The 14,185-nt window shown below is 67.6% G+C and carries 15 protein-coding genes; 8 read left to right on the top strand and 7 right to left on the bottom strand.

The window, feature by feature from the left end:
• Positions 1-133: 133 nt before the first annotated feature.
• From PI990_RS00660 to PI990_RS00635, 6 genes are all read left to right on the top strand, one after another.
• On the top strand, positions 134-439 hold the full coding sequence (locus PI990_RS00660) for a hypothetical protein (protein ID WP_263400295.1): 306 nt from the start codon (positions 134-136) through the stop codon (positions 437-439).
• A gap of 165 nt (positions 440-604) precedes the next feature.
• Positions 605-2,836: a putative bifunctional diguanylate cyclase/phosphodiesterase gene (locus PI990_RS00655; RefSeq protein WP_271659566.1), complete on the top strand. Its 2,232-nt coding sequence runs from the start codon at positions 605-607 to the stop codon at positions 2,834-2,836.
• Complete coding sequence (locus tag PI990_RS00650; protein WP_271659565.1) at positions 2,833-4,425, top strand: methyl-accepting chemotaxis protein; 1,593 nt, start codon at positions 2,833-2,835, stop codon at positions 4,423-4,425. Before PI990_RS00655 ends, PI990_RS00650 begins: the two co-directional genes overlap by 4 nt.
• Before the next feature lie 60 nt (positions 4,426-4,485).
• Positions 4,486-5,877 carry a M16 family metallopeptidase gene (locus PI990_RS00645; RefSeq protein WP_271659564.1) on the top strand — a complete coding sequence of 464 codons (1,392 nt, stop codon included), beginning with the start codon at positions 4,486-4,488 and terminating at the stop codon, positions 5,875-5,877.
• Between the two features lie 91 nt (positions 5,878-5,968).
• On the top strand, positions 5,969-7,006 hold the full coding sequence (locus PI990_RS00640) for a DUF5924 family protein (protein WP_271659563.1): 1,038 nt from the start codon (positions 5,969-5,971) through the stop codon (positions 7,004-7,006).
• Positions 7,007-7,200: 194 nt separating this feature from the next.
• The gene (locus PI990_RS00635; RefSeq protein WP_271659562.1) at positions 7,201-8,226 is read left to right on the top strand and encodes a DUF6602 domain-containing protein; all 1,026 of its coding nucleotides are present in this window, start codon (positions 7,201-7,203) and stop codon (positions 8,224-8,226) included.
• Between the two features lie 639 nt (positions 8,227-8,865).
• On the opposite strand, the gene PI990_RS00630 is transcribed toward PI990_RS00635, so the two are convergent.
• Complete coding sequence (locus PI990_RS00630) at positions 8,866-10,092, bottom strand: nucleoside recognition domain-containing protein (protein ID WP_043243834.1); 1,227 nt, start codon at positions 10,090-10,092, stop codon at positions 8,866-8,868.
• Positions 10,093-10,232: 140 nt separating this feature from the next.
• Between PI990_RS00630 and wrbA the strand changes: the two genes are divergently transcribed.
• Complete coding sequence (wrbA, locus tag PI990_RS00625) at positions 10,233-10,829, top strand: NAD(P)H:quinone oxidoreductase (protein WP_271659561.1); 597 nt, start codon at positions 10,233-10,235, stop codon at positions 10,827-10,829.
• The gene (locus tag PI990_RS00620) at positions 10,826-11,077 is read left to right on the top strand and encodes a hypothetical protein (RefSeq protein ID WP_271659560.1); all 252 of its coding nucleotides are present in this window, start codon (positions 10,826-10,828) and stop codon (positions 11,075-11,077) included. The genes wrbA and PI990_RS00620 overlap by 4 nt, the downstream gene beginning before the upstream one ends.
• A gap of 255 nt (positions 11,078-11,332) precedes the next feature.
• On the opposite strand, the gene PI990_RS00615 is transcribed toward PI990_RS00620, so the two are convergent.
• The 6 genes from PI990_RS00615 to PI990_RS00590 form a co-directional block, all read right to left on the bottom strand.
• On the bottom strand, positions 11,333-11,797 hold the full coding sequence (locus PI990_RS00615; RefSeq protein WP_184488228.1) for an inhibitor of vertebrate lysozyme family protein: 465 nt from the start codon (positions 11,795-11,797) through the stop codon (positions 11,333-11,335).
• A 9-nt stretch (positions 11,798-11,806) separates the two neighbouring features.
• Positions 11,807-11,968, bottom strand: coding sequence for a DUF1328 domain-containing protein (locus PI990_RS00610; RefSeq protein WP_021218842.1), 162 nt, complete (start codon positions 11,966-11,968; stop codon positions 11,807-11,809).
• A 32-nt stretch (positions 11,969-12,000) separates the two neighbouring features.
• Entirely contained in the window at positions 12,001-12,195 is a 195-nt protein-coding gene (locus tag PI990_RS00605; protein ID WP_021218841.1) for a hypothetical protein, read from the bottom strand.
• A gap of 21 nt (positions 12,196-12,216) precedes the next feature.
• A complete protein-coding gene (locus PI990_RS00600; RefSeq protein WP_184488227.1) occupies positions 12,217-12,480 on the bottom strand; it encodes a hypothetical protein in 264 nt (87 codons plus the stop codon).
• A gap of 258 nt (positions 12,481-12,738) precedes the next feature.
• Positions 12,739-13,173 (bottom strand): ferritin-like domain-containing protein, encoded by a 435-nt coding sequence (locus tag PI990_RS00595; RefSeq protein ID WP_021218839.1) that lies wholly within the window; start codon positions 13,171-13,173, stop codon positions 12,739-12,741.
• A gap of 32 nt (positions 13,174-13,205) precedes the next feature.
• Positions 13,206-14,039, bottom strand: a complete 834-nt coding sequence (locus tag PI990_RS00590; RefSeq protein ID WP_271659559.1) for a BON domain-containing protein — start codon at positions 14,037-14,039, stop codon at positions 13,206-13,208.
• Between the last annotated feature and the right edge of the window lie 146 nt (positions 14,040-14,185).

The raw sequence follows: 14,185 nt of genomic DNA, 5'->3' as shown, positions 1-14,185 counted from the left end.
CCACGGCGCACCGGCAGTGGCCGAGCCCGCCAGGCGGCGTGGCGATTCGCGACAGACTGACGCCGGTCAATGCCCGCCAACCGGGCGATGGCTAGAGTTCATAGCCAATTGCCATCAGCCATAGCCCCCGACCATGGACAGCTCCGATCCGCCGATCGCCGCCATCACCGATCCTGCGCTCGCCTGCCTGCTGCGCGAGATGCTGCCCGCCATGGGCGTCGTCTGCGAAGTGCTCACCGAGACCGGCCAATGCCAACGGGCCCCCCTGTGCCGATGGCTCAAGGACGCCCCCCTCAGCGAGACGACCCGATTGCGCATGCTCCTCGACGAGACGGTGACGGTGCTCGACCGCACCCGCCACGCCTTCAAGTCCCGTGAACTCGGACGCTTGCGCCGGCGCCTGGAACAGGCGCTGGAAGAGTTGTCGGGCCCGGCCTGACTGGTGTACAACCTCGCGCTGCAAGGTTCCGCCAAGGGCGGGAACCGGCTTTGCCGGGCAGGACGCAAGGGCCTGCAAGACAAGGCGCCACGCGTGGCAGTTCACCCAGAACTGCCACCCGTGGCGCCTTTTTTATTGCCTGCAGGTTTTCACGGGGGACGAGGGATGGGGCTGGAAACACAACTCAAAGGGATGCTCGGCAGGATCGGCCTCGGCCGTCGCGAAATCGACCAGCGCTGCCGCTACCTGGACTGGCAGGCGCTCGACGCCGCGCGCCTGAACCGCCAGGCTGAGGCGGTCGAGGCCCTGCATGAGGTGTTCGTCGAGCGCCTCTACGCGCACCTCGACCACTTCGAGCCGACCGCCAGCATCCTCCGCGACCCGGCGACCCTGGCGCGCCTGAAGGCCAGCCAGCTGGACTACTACCAGCGCCTGTGGAAGGGCCCCTATGACCGCGACTACGTCCTGCACCGGCTCAAGGTCGGCCTGGTGCACCAGCGCGTGGGCGTCGAGCTGAAGTGGTACCTGGGCGCCTACCGCCTGTACCTCGACCAGATGCTCACCGGCCTGCTCGGCGACAGCGAAACCACCCGCACCCTGGGCAGCCTCATGAAAGTGGTGTTCTTCGACATCGCCCTGGCCATCGACACCTACAGTGCCGCCCAGCACCAAGCCCTGGAGGACAGCGAGGCGCGCTTCGCCCGGGCCCTGCGCGGTGCCAACGACGGCCTCTGGGACTGGGACCTGGAGCACGACCGGCTGTACATCTCCGAGCGCTGGGCGAGCATGCTCGGCCGCTCACGCGATGCCTTCGGCGAGAGCAGCGCCGGCTGGTTCGCCCGCGTCCACCCCGACGACCTGCCGGCCCTACGCCAGGCCATCGACACCCACCTGCGGGGCGACAGCCCCTGGCTCAGCCACGAGTACCGCATGCGCCAGCAGGACGGCAGCTACCTCTGGGTGCTGGTGCGCGGCGTCGCCGAGGGCCAGCGCATGGCCGGCTCGCAGACCGACATCAGCCAGCGCAAGGCCACCGAGCACCAGCTCAACCATGCCGCGCGCCACGACCCGCTCACCGGCCTGGCCAACCGCCTGCGCCTCGACGAACTGCTGCAGCACGCCCTGCAGCGCCAGCTCAAACCCGGCGCGCGCCAGGCGGCGCTGCTGTTCATCGACCTCGACCGCTTCAAACTGATCAACGACAGCCTCGGCCACGCCGTCGGCGACCGCGTGCTGGTGGAAGTGGCCCACCGCCTGGAGCGTTGCCTGCGCCCAGGCGACCACCTGGCACGCTTCGGCGGCGACGAGTTCGTCGTGCTGCTGGACGACCTCGCCTGCCTGGGCGATGCCGAAGTGGTCGCCCAGCGCATGCTCGACAGCCTGCACCAGCCCCTGCACCTCGACGAGCGCACCCTGGTGGTCAGCGCCAGCATCGGCATCACCGGCCTCCAGGCCGAGGGCCAGACCATCGACGCCCTGCAGGCTGCCGACCTCGCCCTGTACCGCGCCAAGGAAGCCGGCAAGGCGCAGATCGCCCGCTACAGCAGCGAGCTGCAGGCCGCGGCGAAGAACCGCCTCGACCTGGAAAGCGCCCTGGCCCAGGCCCTGGCACGCGACGAGTTCGAGCTGCATTACCAGCCCATCTGCCGCATCGACCAGGGCCCGCCGCTGCTGGTAGGCGTCGAAGCCCTGCTGCGCTGGCGCCAGGGCGACCGCCTGGTGCAGCCGGCGCAATTCATCCCGGCGCTGGAGGAATCCGGCGAGATCATCGCCGTCGGCGACTGGGTGCTGCGCGAGGCCTGCCGCCAGACCCGCGCCTGGCAGCTGGACGGCCAGCAGCACCTGCGCTGCTCGGTCAACCTCTCCAGCCGCCAGCTGCACCAGCCGGGCTTCGCCGGGCGGCTTAAGGCGATACTCCAGGAATCCGGCCTGGCACCGTCCAGCCTGGTGCTGGAGATCACCGAAAGCCTGCTCATGCAGGACGGCGCCGACACCCTCGCCTGCCTGCGCGAGCTGGCCTGCCAGGGCGTGCGCCTGGCGCTGGACGACTTCGGCACCGGCTACTCGTCCCTGGGCTACCTCAAGCGCTTCCCGCTGCACATCCTCAAGGTCGACCGCAGCTTCATCGACGGCGCCCCCGAAGACCCCGAGCTGCGCGCCATCTCCCGCGCCATCATCGGCCTGGGCGCCAGCCTCGGCCTGGAAGTGATCGCCGAAGGCGTCGAGCACCCCGCACACCTGGACTTCCTCGCCACCGAGGATTGCCACTACGCCCAGGGCTACTGGTTCAGCCGGCCGCGCCCGCCCCAGGCCCTGGAACGCCTGTTCAACGGCGAAGAATGTTTCGACGGGCACTGGTGCCTGCTGCCCGAAGCCACCACGAGAGCGACCTCATGAAACGCAACCTGCCGGTCAGCGGCCGCGCCATCGCCTTCGCCGCCGACGCCAACATCCTCTCCACCACCGACCTCAAGGGCGTGATCACCCACGTCAACCAGGACTTCGTCGACGTCAGCGGCTTCAGCCGCCCGGAGCTGATCGGCCACAGCCACAACCTGGTGCGCCACCCGGACATGCCCGCCGCTGCCTTCGCCCACCTGTGGCAGACGCTCAAGGCCGGGCGCAGCTGGATGGGCCTGGTGAAGAACCGCTGCAAGAACGGCGACCACTACTGGGTCAGCGCCTTCGTCACCCCGGTGGTGCACGACGGCCAGGTGCTGGAATACCAATCCGTGCGCACCAGCCCCAACGCCGAACAGATCCACCGCGCCGAACAGCTCTACGCGCAACTGCAGGCCGGCCGTACGCCCCTCCGCCTGCGCGCGCCGCAGTTGCCGCTGCACCTGCGCCTGCTCGCCGGGCCCGCTCTGGGCAGTGCGCTGGGCCTGTTCCTGTACCAGGCGCTGGCCCCTTGGGGTGCCTTTGCCGGGCCCGCGTCCTGGGTCGTCGCCCTGGGCTGCGCGGGCCTGTTCCTGCACCGCCAGCTGCGCCCCCTGCGTGCACTGCTGCGCCACGCCCGGGCCATCGCCGACAACCCGCTGAGCCAGGCGGTATACGGCCAGCGCAGCGACGAATTCGGCCAGCTCGGCTTCTGCCTGCAGATGCTGGAGATGGAAACCGGCGCGCTGGTCGGGCGCATCGCCGAATCCTCGCGCCAGCTCGCCGAGCACGCCGAGGAGCTGGCCACCGCCGTCGCCCACGGCAGTGCCGGCAGCCACCGCCAGCAGCAGGAGACCGACCAGGTGGCCACCGCCGTCGGGCAGATGGCCGGCAGCGTCCAGGAAGTGGCGCGCAGCGCCCAGCAGAGCGCCTGCGCCGCCGACCAGACCGACGACGCCGCGCGCATCGGCCAGCACGAGGTGAGCGCCACCCGCGCCCGCATCGCCGAGCTGGACGAGGACGTGCGCAACGCCACCCGCGTGGTGCGCGAGCTGCAGGACCACAGCAGCGCGATCGGCCAGGTGCTGGACGTGATCCAGGGCGTCGCCGAGCAGACCAACCTGCTGGCCCTGAACGCCGCCATCGAGGCCGCGCGCGCCGGTGACGCCGGGCGTGGCTTCGCCGTGGTCGCCGACGAGGTACGCGCCCTGGCCGGGCGCACCCAGCAGTCCACCGCGCAGATCAACCAGATGATCAACAGCCTGCAGAGCGGCGCCGAGCAGGCCGTCGCGGCCATGCAGCGCAGCTGCGCCCAGGCCGAGAGCAGCCTGGCCCAGGCCCAGCGCGCGGCCGAGTCCCTGGAGCGGATCAACCAGCAGGTCGGCGCCATCAACGGCATGAGCCTGCAGATCGCCAGCGCGGTGGAGCAGCAGAGCGCCGCCAGCGAGGAGATCCAGCGCAGCCTGGCCACCATCCGCCGCGCCGCCGACGACAACGCCAACAGCGGCCTGTGCAGCCAGCGCAGCGCTGGCGAGGTGGCCGGCCTGGCCGCCGACCTGCGCCAGCTGGCCCTGCAGTTCTGGAGCAGCCGCCGCGGCCTGGGGTGATTGCGCAAGGGCGGGGGCGATCCGCTATGCTCGGCGCTTCCTCCCAGCCAGACCCTCGCCATGCGCTACCTGCTCTGCCTGCTGCTTTTGCTCGGTGCCTCGGCACAGGCGTTCGACCGCGACCGGGTCGAGGGCTACGACCTGCAGAACGGCTTGCAGGTGATCCTCAAGCCCACCCCCGAGCGCGGCCATGTCGCCATCCGCCTGGTGGTGGGTGTCGGTTTCGACGACTTCGCCTGCCCGGACAAGGAGCTGCCGCACCTGCTGGAACACCTGTTCTTCAGCGGCCTGGGCGGCGCCGGCGAGGCGGACCTGGAAGCGCGCATGCAGGCCCTGGGCGGCGAATGGAACGCCTTCACCAGCGCCAGCGACACCGCCTTCGTCATCGAGGCGCCGGCGCAGAACCAGCGCAAGGTACTCGACCTGCTGCTGCAGGTGCTCGACGACACCCAACTGACCGACGCCCGCATCGCCACCGCCAAGCAGGTGGTGCAGCGCGAGGGCGGCGGCCACTACTCGCACCTGGAACGCCTGCTGGACCGCCAGGACCTCGGCCGCGAAGCCCACGACCAGCTTGCCGTCGAACTGGGCCTGGCCTGCGCCGAGCGCCCCCAGGTGGAGCACCTGCAGCGCGAGGCCCTGGAGGCCTTGCGTCGCGACTGGTACGCCCCCAACAACATGAGCCTGATCGTGGTCGGCGACCTCGACCGCCTGCTGCCGGCCTTCATCGAGCGGCGCTTCGGCGCCCTGGCGCCGGTGGAAGTACGCGAGCACCCGGCCCTGCCGGAAAGCAACGACAACGCCACCGAGCGCCGCACCCTGCGCCGCGGCCTGGTGGGCCAGAGCGCCACGCTGCACTGGATCTACCGCGAGCCGGAGGTAGACGGCGCCGACTACGCCGCCTGGGAGCTGCTCAAGGACTACCTGGACTGGGAGCTCTACCAGCAGCTGCGCATCCAGAACGGCCTCTCCTACGGGCCCTGGACCGAGCGCCGCGCCTTCGGCGGCGAAACCTTCCTCAGCCTCAACGCCGACCTGGAGCGCAGCGACGTGGAACCGGCGCTGCAGGTGCTGCGCACACTCACCACGCGCCTGCGCGACCAGGGGCTGGACCGCGACAGCTTCGAGCGCCTGAAGAACCTCGCCATCAGCCGTCAGGCCTGGGCGGCACAGGGCAACTCGGCGCTGGCCGACTACTACTGGAACTCCCTGGGTGACTACCAGGAGGGCCGCTTCGGCAACGAGGCCGACGCCCTGCGTGCGGTGACCCTGCAGCAGGTCAACGCCATTGCCCGTGAGCTGTTCCACGAACCGGGCTACATCCGCATCGAGCAGCCCCTGCTGGGCTACGACCAGTTGGCCTGGCTGCTGCCGGCCCTGCTGGGCCTGGCCCTGCTCGCCGTCCTGCTGTGGCGCGGCCGGCGCCCGGGCACGCGCGCCGCGCCCGCCTGAGACACTGGCCGTCGGCTGCGGCGCCTGGCGCCTTCTCAGGCCGGCGGGCGGGCAGTATCCTGCGGCCCCCGCAGCTTTCGCCGACGTGCCCATGTCGATCTGGAAAAACCGCCTGCTCGCCCTGATCGCGCTGATCCAGCGCCACCCGCGGCTCATCGCGCTCTACGGCTTCTGCTCGGGCGTCGGCAGCTTCCTGCTGGTGGATCGCGGCGCGCGCCTGGCCAAGGTGATCGCCATCGTCATGCTGGTGAGCTGGGTCTGGCTGCTGCTGGAGAACCTGTTCCGCAGCAGCATCGAGCGCCTGTTCAAGATCGAGCTGCCACCGCCGCTGACGCGCTTCCTGACCCAGCTGATCCACCAGGAAAGCCTGTTCTTCGTGCTGCCCTTCTTCCTCATCACCACCAGCTGGAACAGCGGCCAGTCGCTGTTCACCGGGCTGCTGGCGGTGGCGGCGGTGATCTCCATCGTCGACCCGCTGTACAACCGCTTCCTCGCGCCGCACCGCTGGCTGTTCCTCGCCTACCACACCCTGACCCTGTTCGCGGTGCTGCTCACGGCACTGCCGATCATCCTCCACCTGACCACCGCGCAAAGCTTCGAGTGGTCCCTCGGCATCGCCGTGCTGCTGTCCTTCCTCAGCCTCTACAGCACCATCCGCGTGCAACGCTGGTGGCGGGGCCTGGCCCTGGTCGGCCTGACCCTGGCCCTGGGCGCCACCGGCTGGCTGACCCGGGTGATGGTGCCGCCGGCCACCCTGTGGCTGACTGAAGTGGCGGTGACCCCGGAACTGGACGACCACCAGCGCACCCCGGGCAAGGGCGTGGAAACCGTCACCGCCGCCGAGCTGCGCAGCGATGGCCTCTACGCCTACACCGCGATCAACGCGCCGCGCGGGCTGAACGAGCGCATCTACCACCTGTGGCGTTTCGAGGGGAAGGAAGTGGACCGCATCGCCCTGGACATCCACGGCGGCCGCGACAAGGGCTACCGCGCCTGGACCCACAAGCAGAACTTCCCCGCCAACCCGGTGGGCCGTTGGCAGGTGCGCGTGGTCACCGAAGCCGGGCAGATGATCGGCACCCTGCGCTTCGAGGTCACCGACGACCCGCTGTCGCCCAAGCCGCATTGACCTTGGCGCAGCGGAGCCATGACCGTAGGAGCGAGCTCTGCTCGCGAAGCCTTTGGCGGTGCTACGCACCGCTTGGCGACTGAAGTCGCCCCTACAGGTACCTCGACGCGCCGATGCAAGAGCGTCGCGAATGAACTCTCCCACGGGCTCAGTGCCTGTAGATTGCGGACGCTCAACCCCCTCAAGGAAGAACCATGGCCATCATCAACAACTGGGCGAAGTCCATCGCCCGGGTGCTGGAAACCAGCTTCAGCGTCAGCAGCAGCATCGCCAATCACCCGACCGTACTCGGCGATGCACGCGAGAGTTTCATCCGCGATGTCCTCAAGCGCTTCCTGCCGAGCAACATCAGCATCGGCTCGGGGCAGATCGTCGACAACGAAGGCGGCATCTCCAAGCAGATCGACCTGATCATCTATCGCAACGACTTCCCCACCCTGCGCACCTTCGGCTCGGCGGACGTGTACCTGATCGAAGGCGTGGTCGCCACGGTGGAGGTCAAGTCGCAGCTCAACGACAAGTCCCTGGTCGAAGCCCTGGAAAACGGCAGGTCGGTGCGCAACCTGCGGCCGTCGTTGCTCAAGGCCTCGCTGGACGACTACAGCACCCGCGTTTTCGGCAAGCCGCACACGGAGCTCTCCATCCCCCAGTACAACTCGCTCATGGGCCTGGTACTGCCGCCGACCTACGTCTACGGCTACCGCGGCTATACCGAGAACAGCCTGGAGGACCTGCGCGGAAGCCTGAACCGCTGGCACAACGTGCCCAACAGCGCCGGTGAGCTGGATATCACGCTGATGCCGGAGGTGATCGCCACCCAGGGCTGCGTGAGCCTGAAGAACCTCAGCAACTTCCTGCAGCTGCCCCATGCGGGAGCGGAAGACCTCGAGGCCTGCCGCCAGTCGTTCAACCAGGCGATGAACACCGACCTCGGCAAGCAGGCGTTCTATGCGAACTTCCGGGCCAACGAAAACGCGCGCTTCGACTATGGCCTGGCCCTGAAGACCTCCGATACGCCGCTGCAGTACCTGATCTCCAGCCTGCTGGAAACGGTGATCTCGCGAATCGGCCACCAGCAGCTGGGCGGCACCGCCATCCAGTACAACCTGCTGCGCTATCACATGACCGAGGAGATGGAGGGCGGCTGGTCCGGCGCGGCGGTGAACGTCACCAACGTACGCGACCCGAAGCTGGATTTCGCCAAGGCCAACGGGTTCTGAGCCCGGGCGGTGCCGGGCGAATGAATTGGCTCTGTCGGCGTTAGCTGTTGTGGTTTTAATGCAGGCGCTCAAGCACCGTACTTTCCGGGCGCTTGAGGGTTTGTGCCACCTCCACCGCATGGGTTTCGCTTCGCTCTACACCATCCTACGAAAGCCTGTGCGCACCTGTGGTGATGCGCTGGACGAAGAAAGTTGGAGCAGCCGCCAACGCCCCTCCAGGAGGCCGAACGCAGTCGCTGCGCCGGGGGACGAGCGGCATGGATGCCGCGAGAGGCGCGCCAGGCCATGGATGGCCCATCGCGCCGGCCCCCAGAGCAACGATGGAGTGAGGGAACCCCGGCGAAGCCGGGGCCGGATGATGGGGCAAGCCCTTTTGGTTCCTTTTTTGTGGTTCGGCATCCCGACGATTGTTAAAAGGGACTCGCCCGGGGGGGCGAAACCAGAAACATCATCAGAGCTCGGCAATCAGCTGGGCTCAAATCTTCTAGCAACACTTAACGCAGACAGAGCCAATATTCGCCCCTACAGGGTTGGACGCGGGCCGTAGGGCGGGTACAACCCGCCACCCCCGATCGCGAATGAATTCGCTCCCACCGGTTCAGCGCCGGCGGTAGCCCGGGCTTCAGCCCGGGGCCGGGGTCAGCCGAAGAACCAGTAGCACACCAGGATCGAGGCGATGACGCCGGCGAGGTCGGCCAGCAGGGCGCAGCCCACCGCGTGGCGGGCGCGCTGGATGCCCACGGCACCGAAGTACACCGCCAGCACGTAGAAGGTGGTTTCGGTGCTGCCCTGCATAGTGGCGGCCACCAGGGCGGGGAAGCTGTCCACGCCCTGGGTCTGCATGGTTTCGATGAGCATGGCGCGGGCGGCGCTGCCGGAGAATGGCTTGACCAGGGCGGTGGGCAAGGCGTCGACGAAGCGGGTGTCGAGGCCGGACCATTCCACCAGCGCGCGGATGCCATCGAGGCCGAAGTCCAGGGCGCCGGAGGCACGCAGCACGCCCACGGCGCAGAGCATGGCCACCAGGTAGGGCAGCAGACTCTTGGCAACATCGAATCCGTCCTTGGCGCCGTCAACGAAGGTTTCGTACACCGGCACCTTCTTCAACGCGCCCACCAGCAGGAACAGCATGATCAGGCCGAACAGCACCAGGTTGCCCAGCAGCGACGACAGGGCCGCCAGCGCCGTGGCGGAGAGGCCGGCCAGCAGCGCCATGAAGCCGCCCAGCAGCAGGGCGCCGGGTACCAGGTAGGCGAGCACCACCGGGTCCCACAGTTTCAGGCGTTGCATGAAGGCCACCGTCAGCAGGCCCACCAGGGTGGAAGCGCTGGTGGCCAGGAGGATGGGCAGGAACACCAGGGTCGGGTCGGCGGCCCCCTGTTGCGCGCGGTACATGAAGATGGACACCGGCAACAGGGTCAGGGACGAGGCGTTGAGCACCAGGAAGAGGATCTGCGCATTGCTCGCCGTGGTGCTGCTGGGGTTGAGTTCCTGCAGCGCGCGCATGGCCCTGAGCCCGATGGGGGTGGCGGCGTTGTCCAGGCCCAGGCCGTTGGCGGCGAAGTTGAGGGTGATCAGCCCCAGCGCGGGATGGCCCCGAGGCACCTCGGGCATCAGCCGGGCGAACAGCGGGCCCAGCAGGCGCGCCAGCACCTCCACCAACCCGGCCTTTTCGGCGATGCGCAGCAGCCCCATCCACAGGGTCAGGGTGCCGAACAGCAGGATCATCACCTCGACCGAAAGCTTGGCCATGGCGAACAGGCTTTCCACCATGGCGGCCCAGACACCCGGGTCACCGCCGAGCCAGCGCACCAGCGCCGCGGTCGCGGCCACCACGAAGAAGCCGAGCCAAAGGCCGTTGAGCATGAACGATCCCCCCGAAAACGATGGGCGGATGATAGCGGCGGCGGCACGGCGCGCGCCAGGAAGCCACCCCGGCAATGTCATGAAAGCCATCTAGGCTGAACCGGGTCGGTCGATGACGACCTCTGTCCTGGGAGATGACGATGAAGAAGGTCCTGGTGCTCTATTACTCCATGTACGGCCATATCGAACGCCTGGCCGAAGCGGTGGCCGAGGGCGCGCGCAGCGTGCCGGGCGTGGAGGTGACCCTCAAGCGCGTCGCCGAGACCATCCCCGAGGACATCGCCCGCAACGCCGGCGCCAAGCTCGACCAACCCGCCGCAGTGGCCAGCCCCCAGGAGCTGGCGGACTACGACGCCATCCTCTTCGGCACCCCGACCCGCTTCGGCAACATGGCCGGGCAGATGCGCACCTTCCTCGACCAAACCGGCGGCCTCTGGGTGAAAGGCGCCCTGGTGGGCAAGTTCGGCAGCGTGTTCACCTCCACCGGCACCGGCGGCGGCTCGGAAACCACCATCACCTCGTTCTGGAACACCCTGGCCCACCACGGCATGCTCATCGTCGGCCTGCCCTACGCGGCACCCGAGCTGACCGACATCAGCGACGTGCGCGGCGGCTCGCCCTACGGCGCCGCCACCCTCGCCGGCGCCGACGGCTCACGCACGCCGACCGACAAGGAACTCGCGCTCGCCAGATTCCAGGGCGCACACGTAGCCAAGTTGGCGACACGACTCCAATGACGGGAAAGAAGATAACCAAGGCCGGCAGGACGCTGGCCCTCTTCGCCGGGCTCACCCTGCTCGCAGGGTGCGCCGGGACGCTGCACACCGGCAACGGCGGTTGGGCACCGGGGAATCAGCAGGTCTATCTGCTGGACCCGTCGAAAGCGAACGGCACCCAGACAGTGGATGGCGCCATCCACGCGCTCAGCCTCTATGTGAACGGCCTGCTGGTCAGCGACAAGGTCCGCCCGAGCTGGGGCTATTGAGTCACTGCTTGAAGCTTGAAGAAGACTCCAGCTCCCGGCTTTTGTCTTCCAGCTTCCAGCTGCTTTTCTCTTCCAGCTGCTTTTAACGCTACCACCGAGAAGCTGGATCACAGCTTCCCGGTGGCGGCTTCGCCTGACCCGGCCCGCGTTCGCGGAGGTAACCCCTTTACCCCTAGGTCATGCCGCTCTGCCGACGCGGAACAACCCGGCCCCATGGTCATGGCCCCGCCTGCGGGGCCTGTGGTCTGAATGGCTTCAGTACCAGTTCGGATCGCTTTTCAGCTGGTCCTCGAGAATCGCCTTCACCTCGTCATCCGGTTCGCCCAGCCAGCGCTTGCTGGCGTGGCGGCTCGGTGATTTGTCCTGGGGCAGGCCTTCCGGCACTTGCACCAGCAGGGCGTAGGCGTCGTCCTTGTCCCAGCTGAAGGCGACGAGCAGTCGTTGGCTGGCGCAGGCATGCGGTTCGCACAACTCGCCAACCAGGTATTTATCGCCGTCCTGGTCAACCGCCTTCATCGGCGGTGCCGTCCCGCTCAGGTTCATTACCCATTCGGGCAGACGGCTTTCGTCCTTGACCAGCGCCTGCCAGGTCTCGCGGTACTGCGGGTCAGTGCCCAGCAGTTCGTTGAGCCTGTGCTGCGCGTCGGTATCGGCCGCCAGCACCAGGGTGCTGGCGAAGCCGAACGCGGCGGCGGCGCAGAGATCACGCAGGATGCGCATGCTGCCTCCCTAGCCCCTGCGGCGACCGAAGATGAAGGACACCACGAACAGGACCAGGAAAAGCACGAAGAGAATCTTCGCGATACCTGCTGCGGTGCCGGCGATACCACCGAAGCCCAGAACGGCAGCGACGATGGCGATGACGAGGAAGGTAAGTGCCCAGCTGAGCATGATGGTTTCTCCTGCTTCGGTTTGTCGGGTTCTCAGTGCGCCGGCGACCAGGCCGGGTCGTGCTGAGCCGGCTGCGAGGCGAGGGCCTCGTCCGCCGGTGGATTGATGAAATCGATATCGCTGAAGTCGTTGCTGTCCTGCAGCGCCTGGCCAACCGCCAGGGCACTGCCGAGCATCAATACGGGGAGGATCAGGAGGGCGGTCAGGAACAGGGCGATGGTCCACATCTTCGTATCTCCTTTATGTACTCAGAACACCCAGCGGGGTTGCTGCGGTTGATCGTTCCAGCGCTGCTGGGCAACGCTCTGCAGCGAACCGTCGTGGAGCATGCCGTTGGCATGGAAAGCGGCCGGGGTGGGCGCGATATCCAGGCGGGCCGGCAGCGGGGGCTGCTGCTCGTGGCTGCGCAGGCTCTGGCGCAGCTGGTGTTCGGCCAGGAGGATCAACACCACGGCGAGGGAGGCCAGCAGTACCTTGCCCGCAAGGGCGAGACGCGCATGACGACGGTTCATCCTGTAACACCTCCTGGGCTGTTGATCGATCAAGGGAACCGAAGCGCCCCTGCCTGTCCTTGCGGTCATCGCCGGCTGGCGATTTGCTTTTCCTGATGTATTGGTTGCAGAGCGCATGCCAGTTTTTCTAATCAGTTAAATCCATTTAAATTCAATAACTTACGAATTGATTGATCACTGGATCTGCTGGCAACTTGCATGATCGCCAGCGCTGCGTCGTGCGTTTTGCATGGCCGGACATCCCTGTCCGATCCGGGCTCACTTCATCGCCAGCTTCAGGCTGCGCATGCGGTCATGGCAGGCCTTGACCCGGGGCATTTCCTGGGCGAGCAGGCCGCGCACCTCGGGCTCGGCGCTTTCCAGGGCGTCTTCGAAGGCGTGGAGGATGCGGTCCTCGGCTTCCTCCAGCTGGCTCACATAGGTGGCCTTCTCGTCGCTGGAGAGCGTGGCGCGGGTGTCCGCATAGACCTGGCGCAACTTGCCGACGAAGGTGCCGCCGGTGGACGGGTCTTCGTGGTTGGCCGCGACCCGGACCGCCAGGGCCTGGATGACCTGGGTCTTGGCCTGGGCCATGTCGCGGAACAGGCCCTGCAGGGCCGGGTCCTTCACTTCGTCGATGGCGTGCTGGTAGAAGCGCTCGCCGTCACGGGTGATCTCGATCAGCTCGTTGAGTTGCGCAGTGGTATTGGTCATGGCGTTTCTCCTTGGGGGTACGGGTCGCGCGTTCAGCCGGCGACCTTGAGGGATGCGGCGTGCACATCGAGCACGCCGCGAACATTTCTGGCCGTTTCCACCGCCAGCGCCTTTTCTGCCGCCGTGGCCACGTTGCCGGCGAGGCGCACCACGCCGTCGTCGGTTTCCACGGAGATATCCAGGGCGGCGAGGTTGTCGCTGGAGAGGAAGCGGGTCTTCACCTTGCCGGTGATCCAGGCGTCGCCCAGTAGGCTGCCGGCCTCGGCCCGTTGTTCACCGTCGCGCTGGGCGGTGCCGGGGTCGGCGCTGAGGTGAATGGCGTTGTCCACCCGCTCGACGCCCTCGGTGCTGGCGGCCAGCTTGCCGGCCATCTCACGGGCCTCGGCGCTGGCGGAGCGACCACTGAGGGTGACCAGGCCTTCGCAGGTCTCCACACCGATGTCGAGACCTTGGGTGGTGGTGTTCCACAGCAGCTTGGACTTCACCTTGGCGGTGACGGTGGCGTCGTCGAGGTGGCTGTCGGCGGCGGCAATGGACAGCAAACGGGGTCGAACGCCCGGGTCGACCCGGATGAGGTTATCCACAGCGTCGATACCCTCGACGCCAAGGGCGACCTGCTCGGCCAGCTCGCGGTTGACTTCATTCGCCACGGTGCCGGTGAGCGTGGCCAGGCCATGCTCGACATCGACGTTGAGGGAGAAGGGGCCGAGGTGATGGTTGAAGGCGAAGGCGGTCCAGATGCTGCCTTCCTGGCGGGCTTCGCGAATCTGTTCGCTGAAGCCGTCCCCGGCGGCCGCCGGCAGGGCGACCAACCCCAGCAAGGCGCTACCGGCCATGGCGAGCGCCAGGCTGTGCAAGTGCGGCATGGAAACCTCCTGTCGTCCACTTCGGCGCTCGGCGCCTCCAGATGCAGGGGTTATCGCAAGGCCTGTGCCAGGCCTTTTCGTGGCGTTTATTCCTTTAAAATCAATTGGTTATTGTAGACGTGCAAATACCCGCTGCGTGCAGGCTG

It is taken from the genome of Pseudomonas sp. TUM22785 (assembly GCF_028198105.1).
Classification (GTDB): Bacteria; Pseudomonadota; Gammaproteobacteria; order Pseudomonadales; family Pseudomonadaceae; genus Metapseudomonas; species Metapseudomonas solani.
Note: the sequence above shows the minus strand (reverse complement) of the source record. Positions and strands in the feature narration are given on the sequence as shown.

Coding starts and splice junctions, on each gene's coding strand:
- PI990_RS00660 (WP_263400295.1), top strand. CDS start 134: ATGGACAGCTCCGATCCGCCGATCGCCGCCATCACCGATCCTGCGCTC.
- PI990_RS00655 (WP_271659566.1), top strand. CDS start 605: ATGGGGCTGGAAACACAACTCAAAGGGATGCTCGGCAGGATCGGCCTC.
- PI990_RS00650 (WP_271659565.1), top strand. CDS start 2,833: ATGAAACGCAACCTGCCGGTCAGCGGCCGCGCCATCGCCTTCGCCGCC.
- PI990_RS00645 (WP_271659564.1), top strand. CDS start 4,486: ATGCGCTACCTGCTCTGCCTGCTGCTTTTGCTCGGTGCCTCGGCACAG.
- PI990_RS00640 (WP_271659563.1), top strand. CDS start 5,969: ATGTCGATCTGGAAAAACCGCCTGCTCGCCCTGATCGCGCTGATCCAG.
- PI990_RS00635 (WP_271659562.1), top strand. CDS start 7,201: ATGGCCATCATCAACAACTGGGCGAAGTCCATCGCCCGGGTGCTGGAA.
- PI990_RS00630 (WP_043243834.1), bottom strand. CDS start 10,092: ATGCTCAACGGCCTTTGGCTCGGCTTCTTCGTGGTGGCCGCGACCGCG.
- wrbA (WP_271659561.1), top strand. CDS start 10,233: ATGAAGAAGGTCCTGGTGCTCTATTACTCCATGTACGGCCATATCGAA.
- PI990_RS00620 (WP_271659560.1), top strand. CDS start 10,826: ATGACGGGAAAGAAGATAACCAAGGCCGGCAGGACGCTGGCCCTCTTC.
- PI990_RS00615 (WP_184488228.1), bottom strand. CDS start 11,797: ATGCGCATCCTGCGTGATCTCTGCGCCGCCGCCGCGTTCGGCTTCGCC.
- PI990_RS00610 (WP_021218842.1), bottom strand. CDS start 11,968: ATGCTCAGCTGGGCACTTACCTTCCTCGTCATCGCCATCGTCGCTGCC.
- PI990_RS00605 (WP_021218841.1), bottom strand. CDS start 12,195: ATGTGGACCATCGCCCTGTTCCTGACCGCCCTCCTGATCCTCCCCGTA.
- PI990_RS00600 (WP_184488227.1), bottom strand. CDS start 12,480: ATGAACCGTCGTCATGCGCGTCTCGCCCTTGCGGGCAAGGTACTGCTG.
- PI990_RS00595 (WP_021218839.1), bottom strand. CDS start 13,173: ATGACCAATACCACTGCGCAACTCAACGAGCTGATCGAGATCACCCGT.
- PI990_RS00590 (WP_271659559.1), bottom strand. CDS start 14,039: ATGCCGCACTTGCACAGCCTGGCGCTCGCCATGGCCGGTAGCGCCTTG.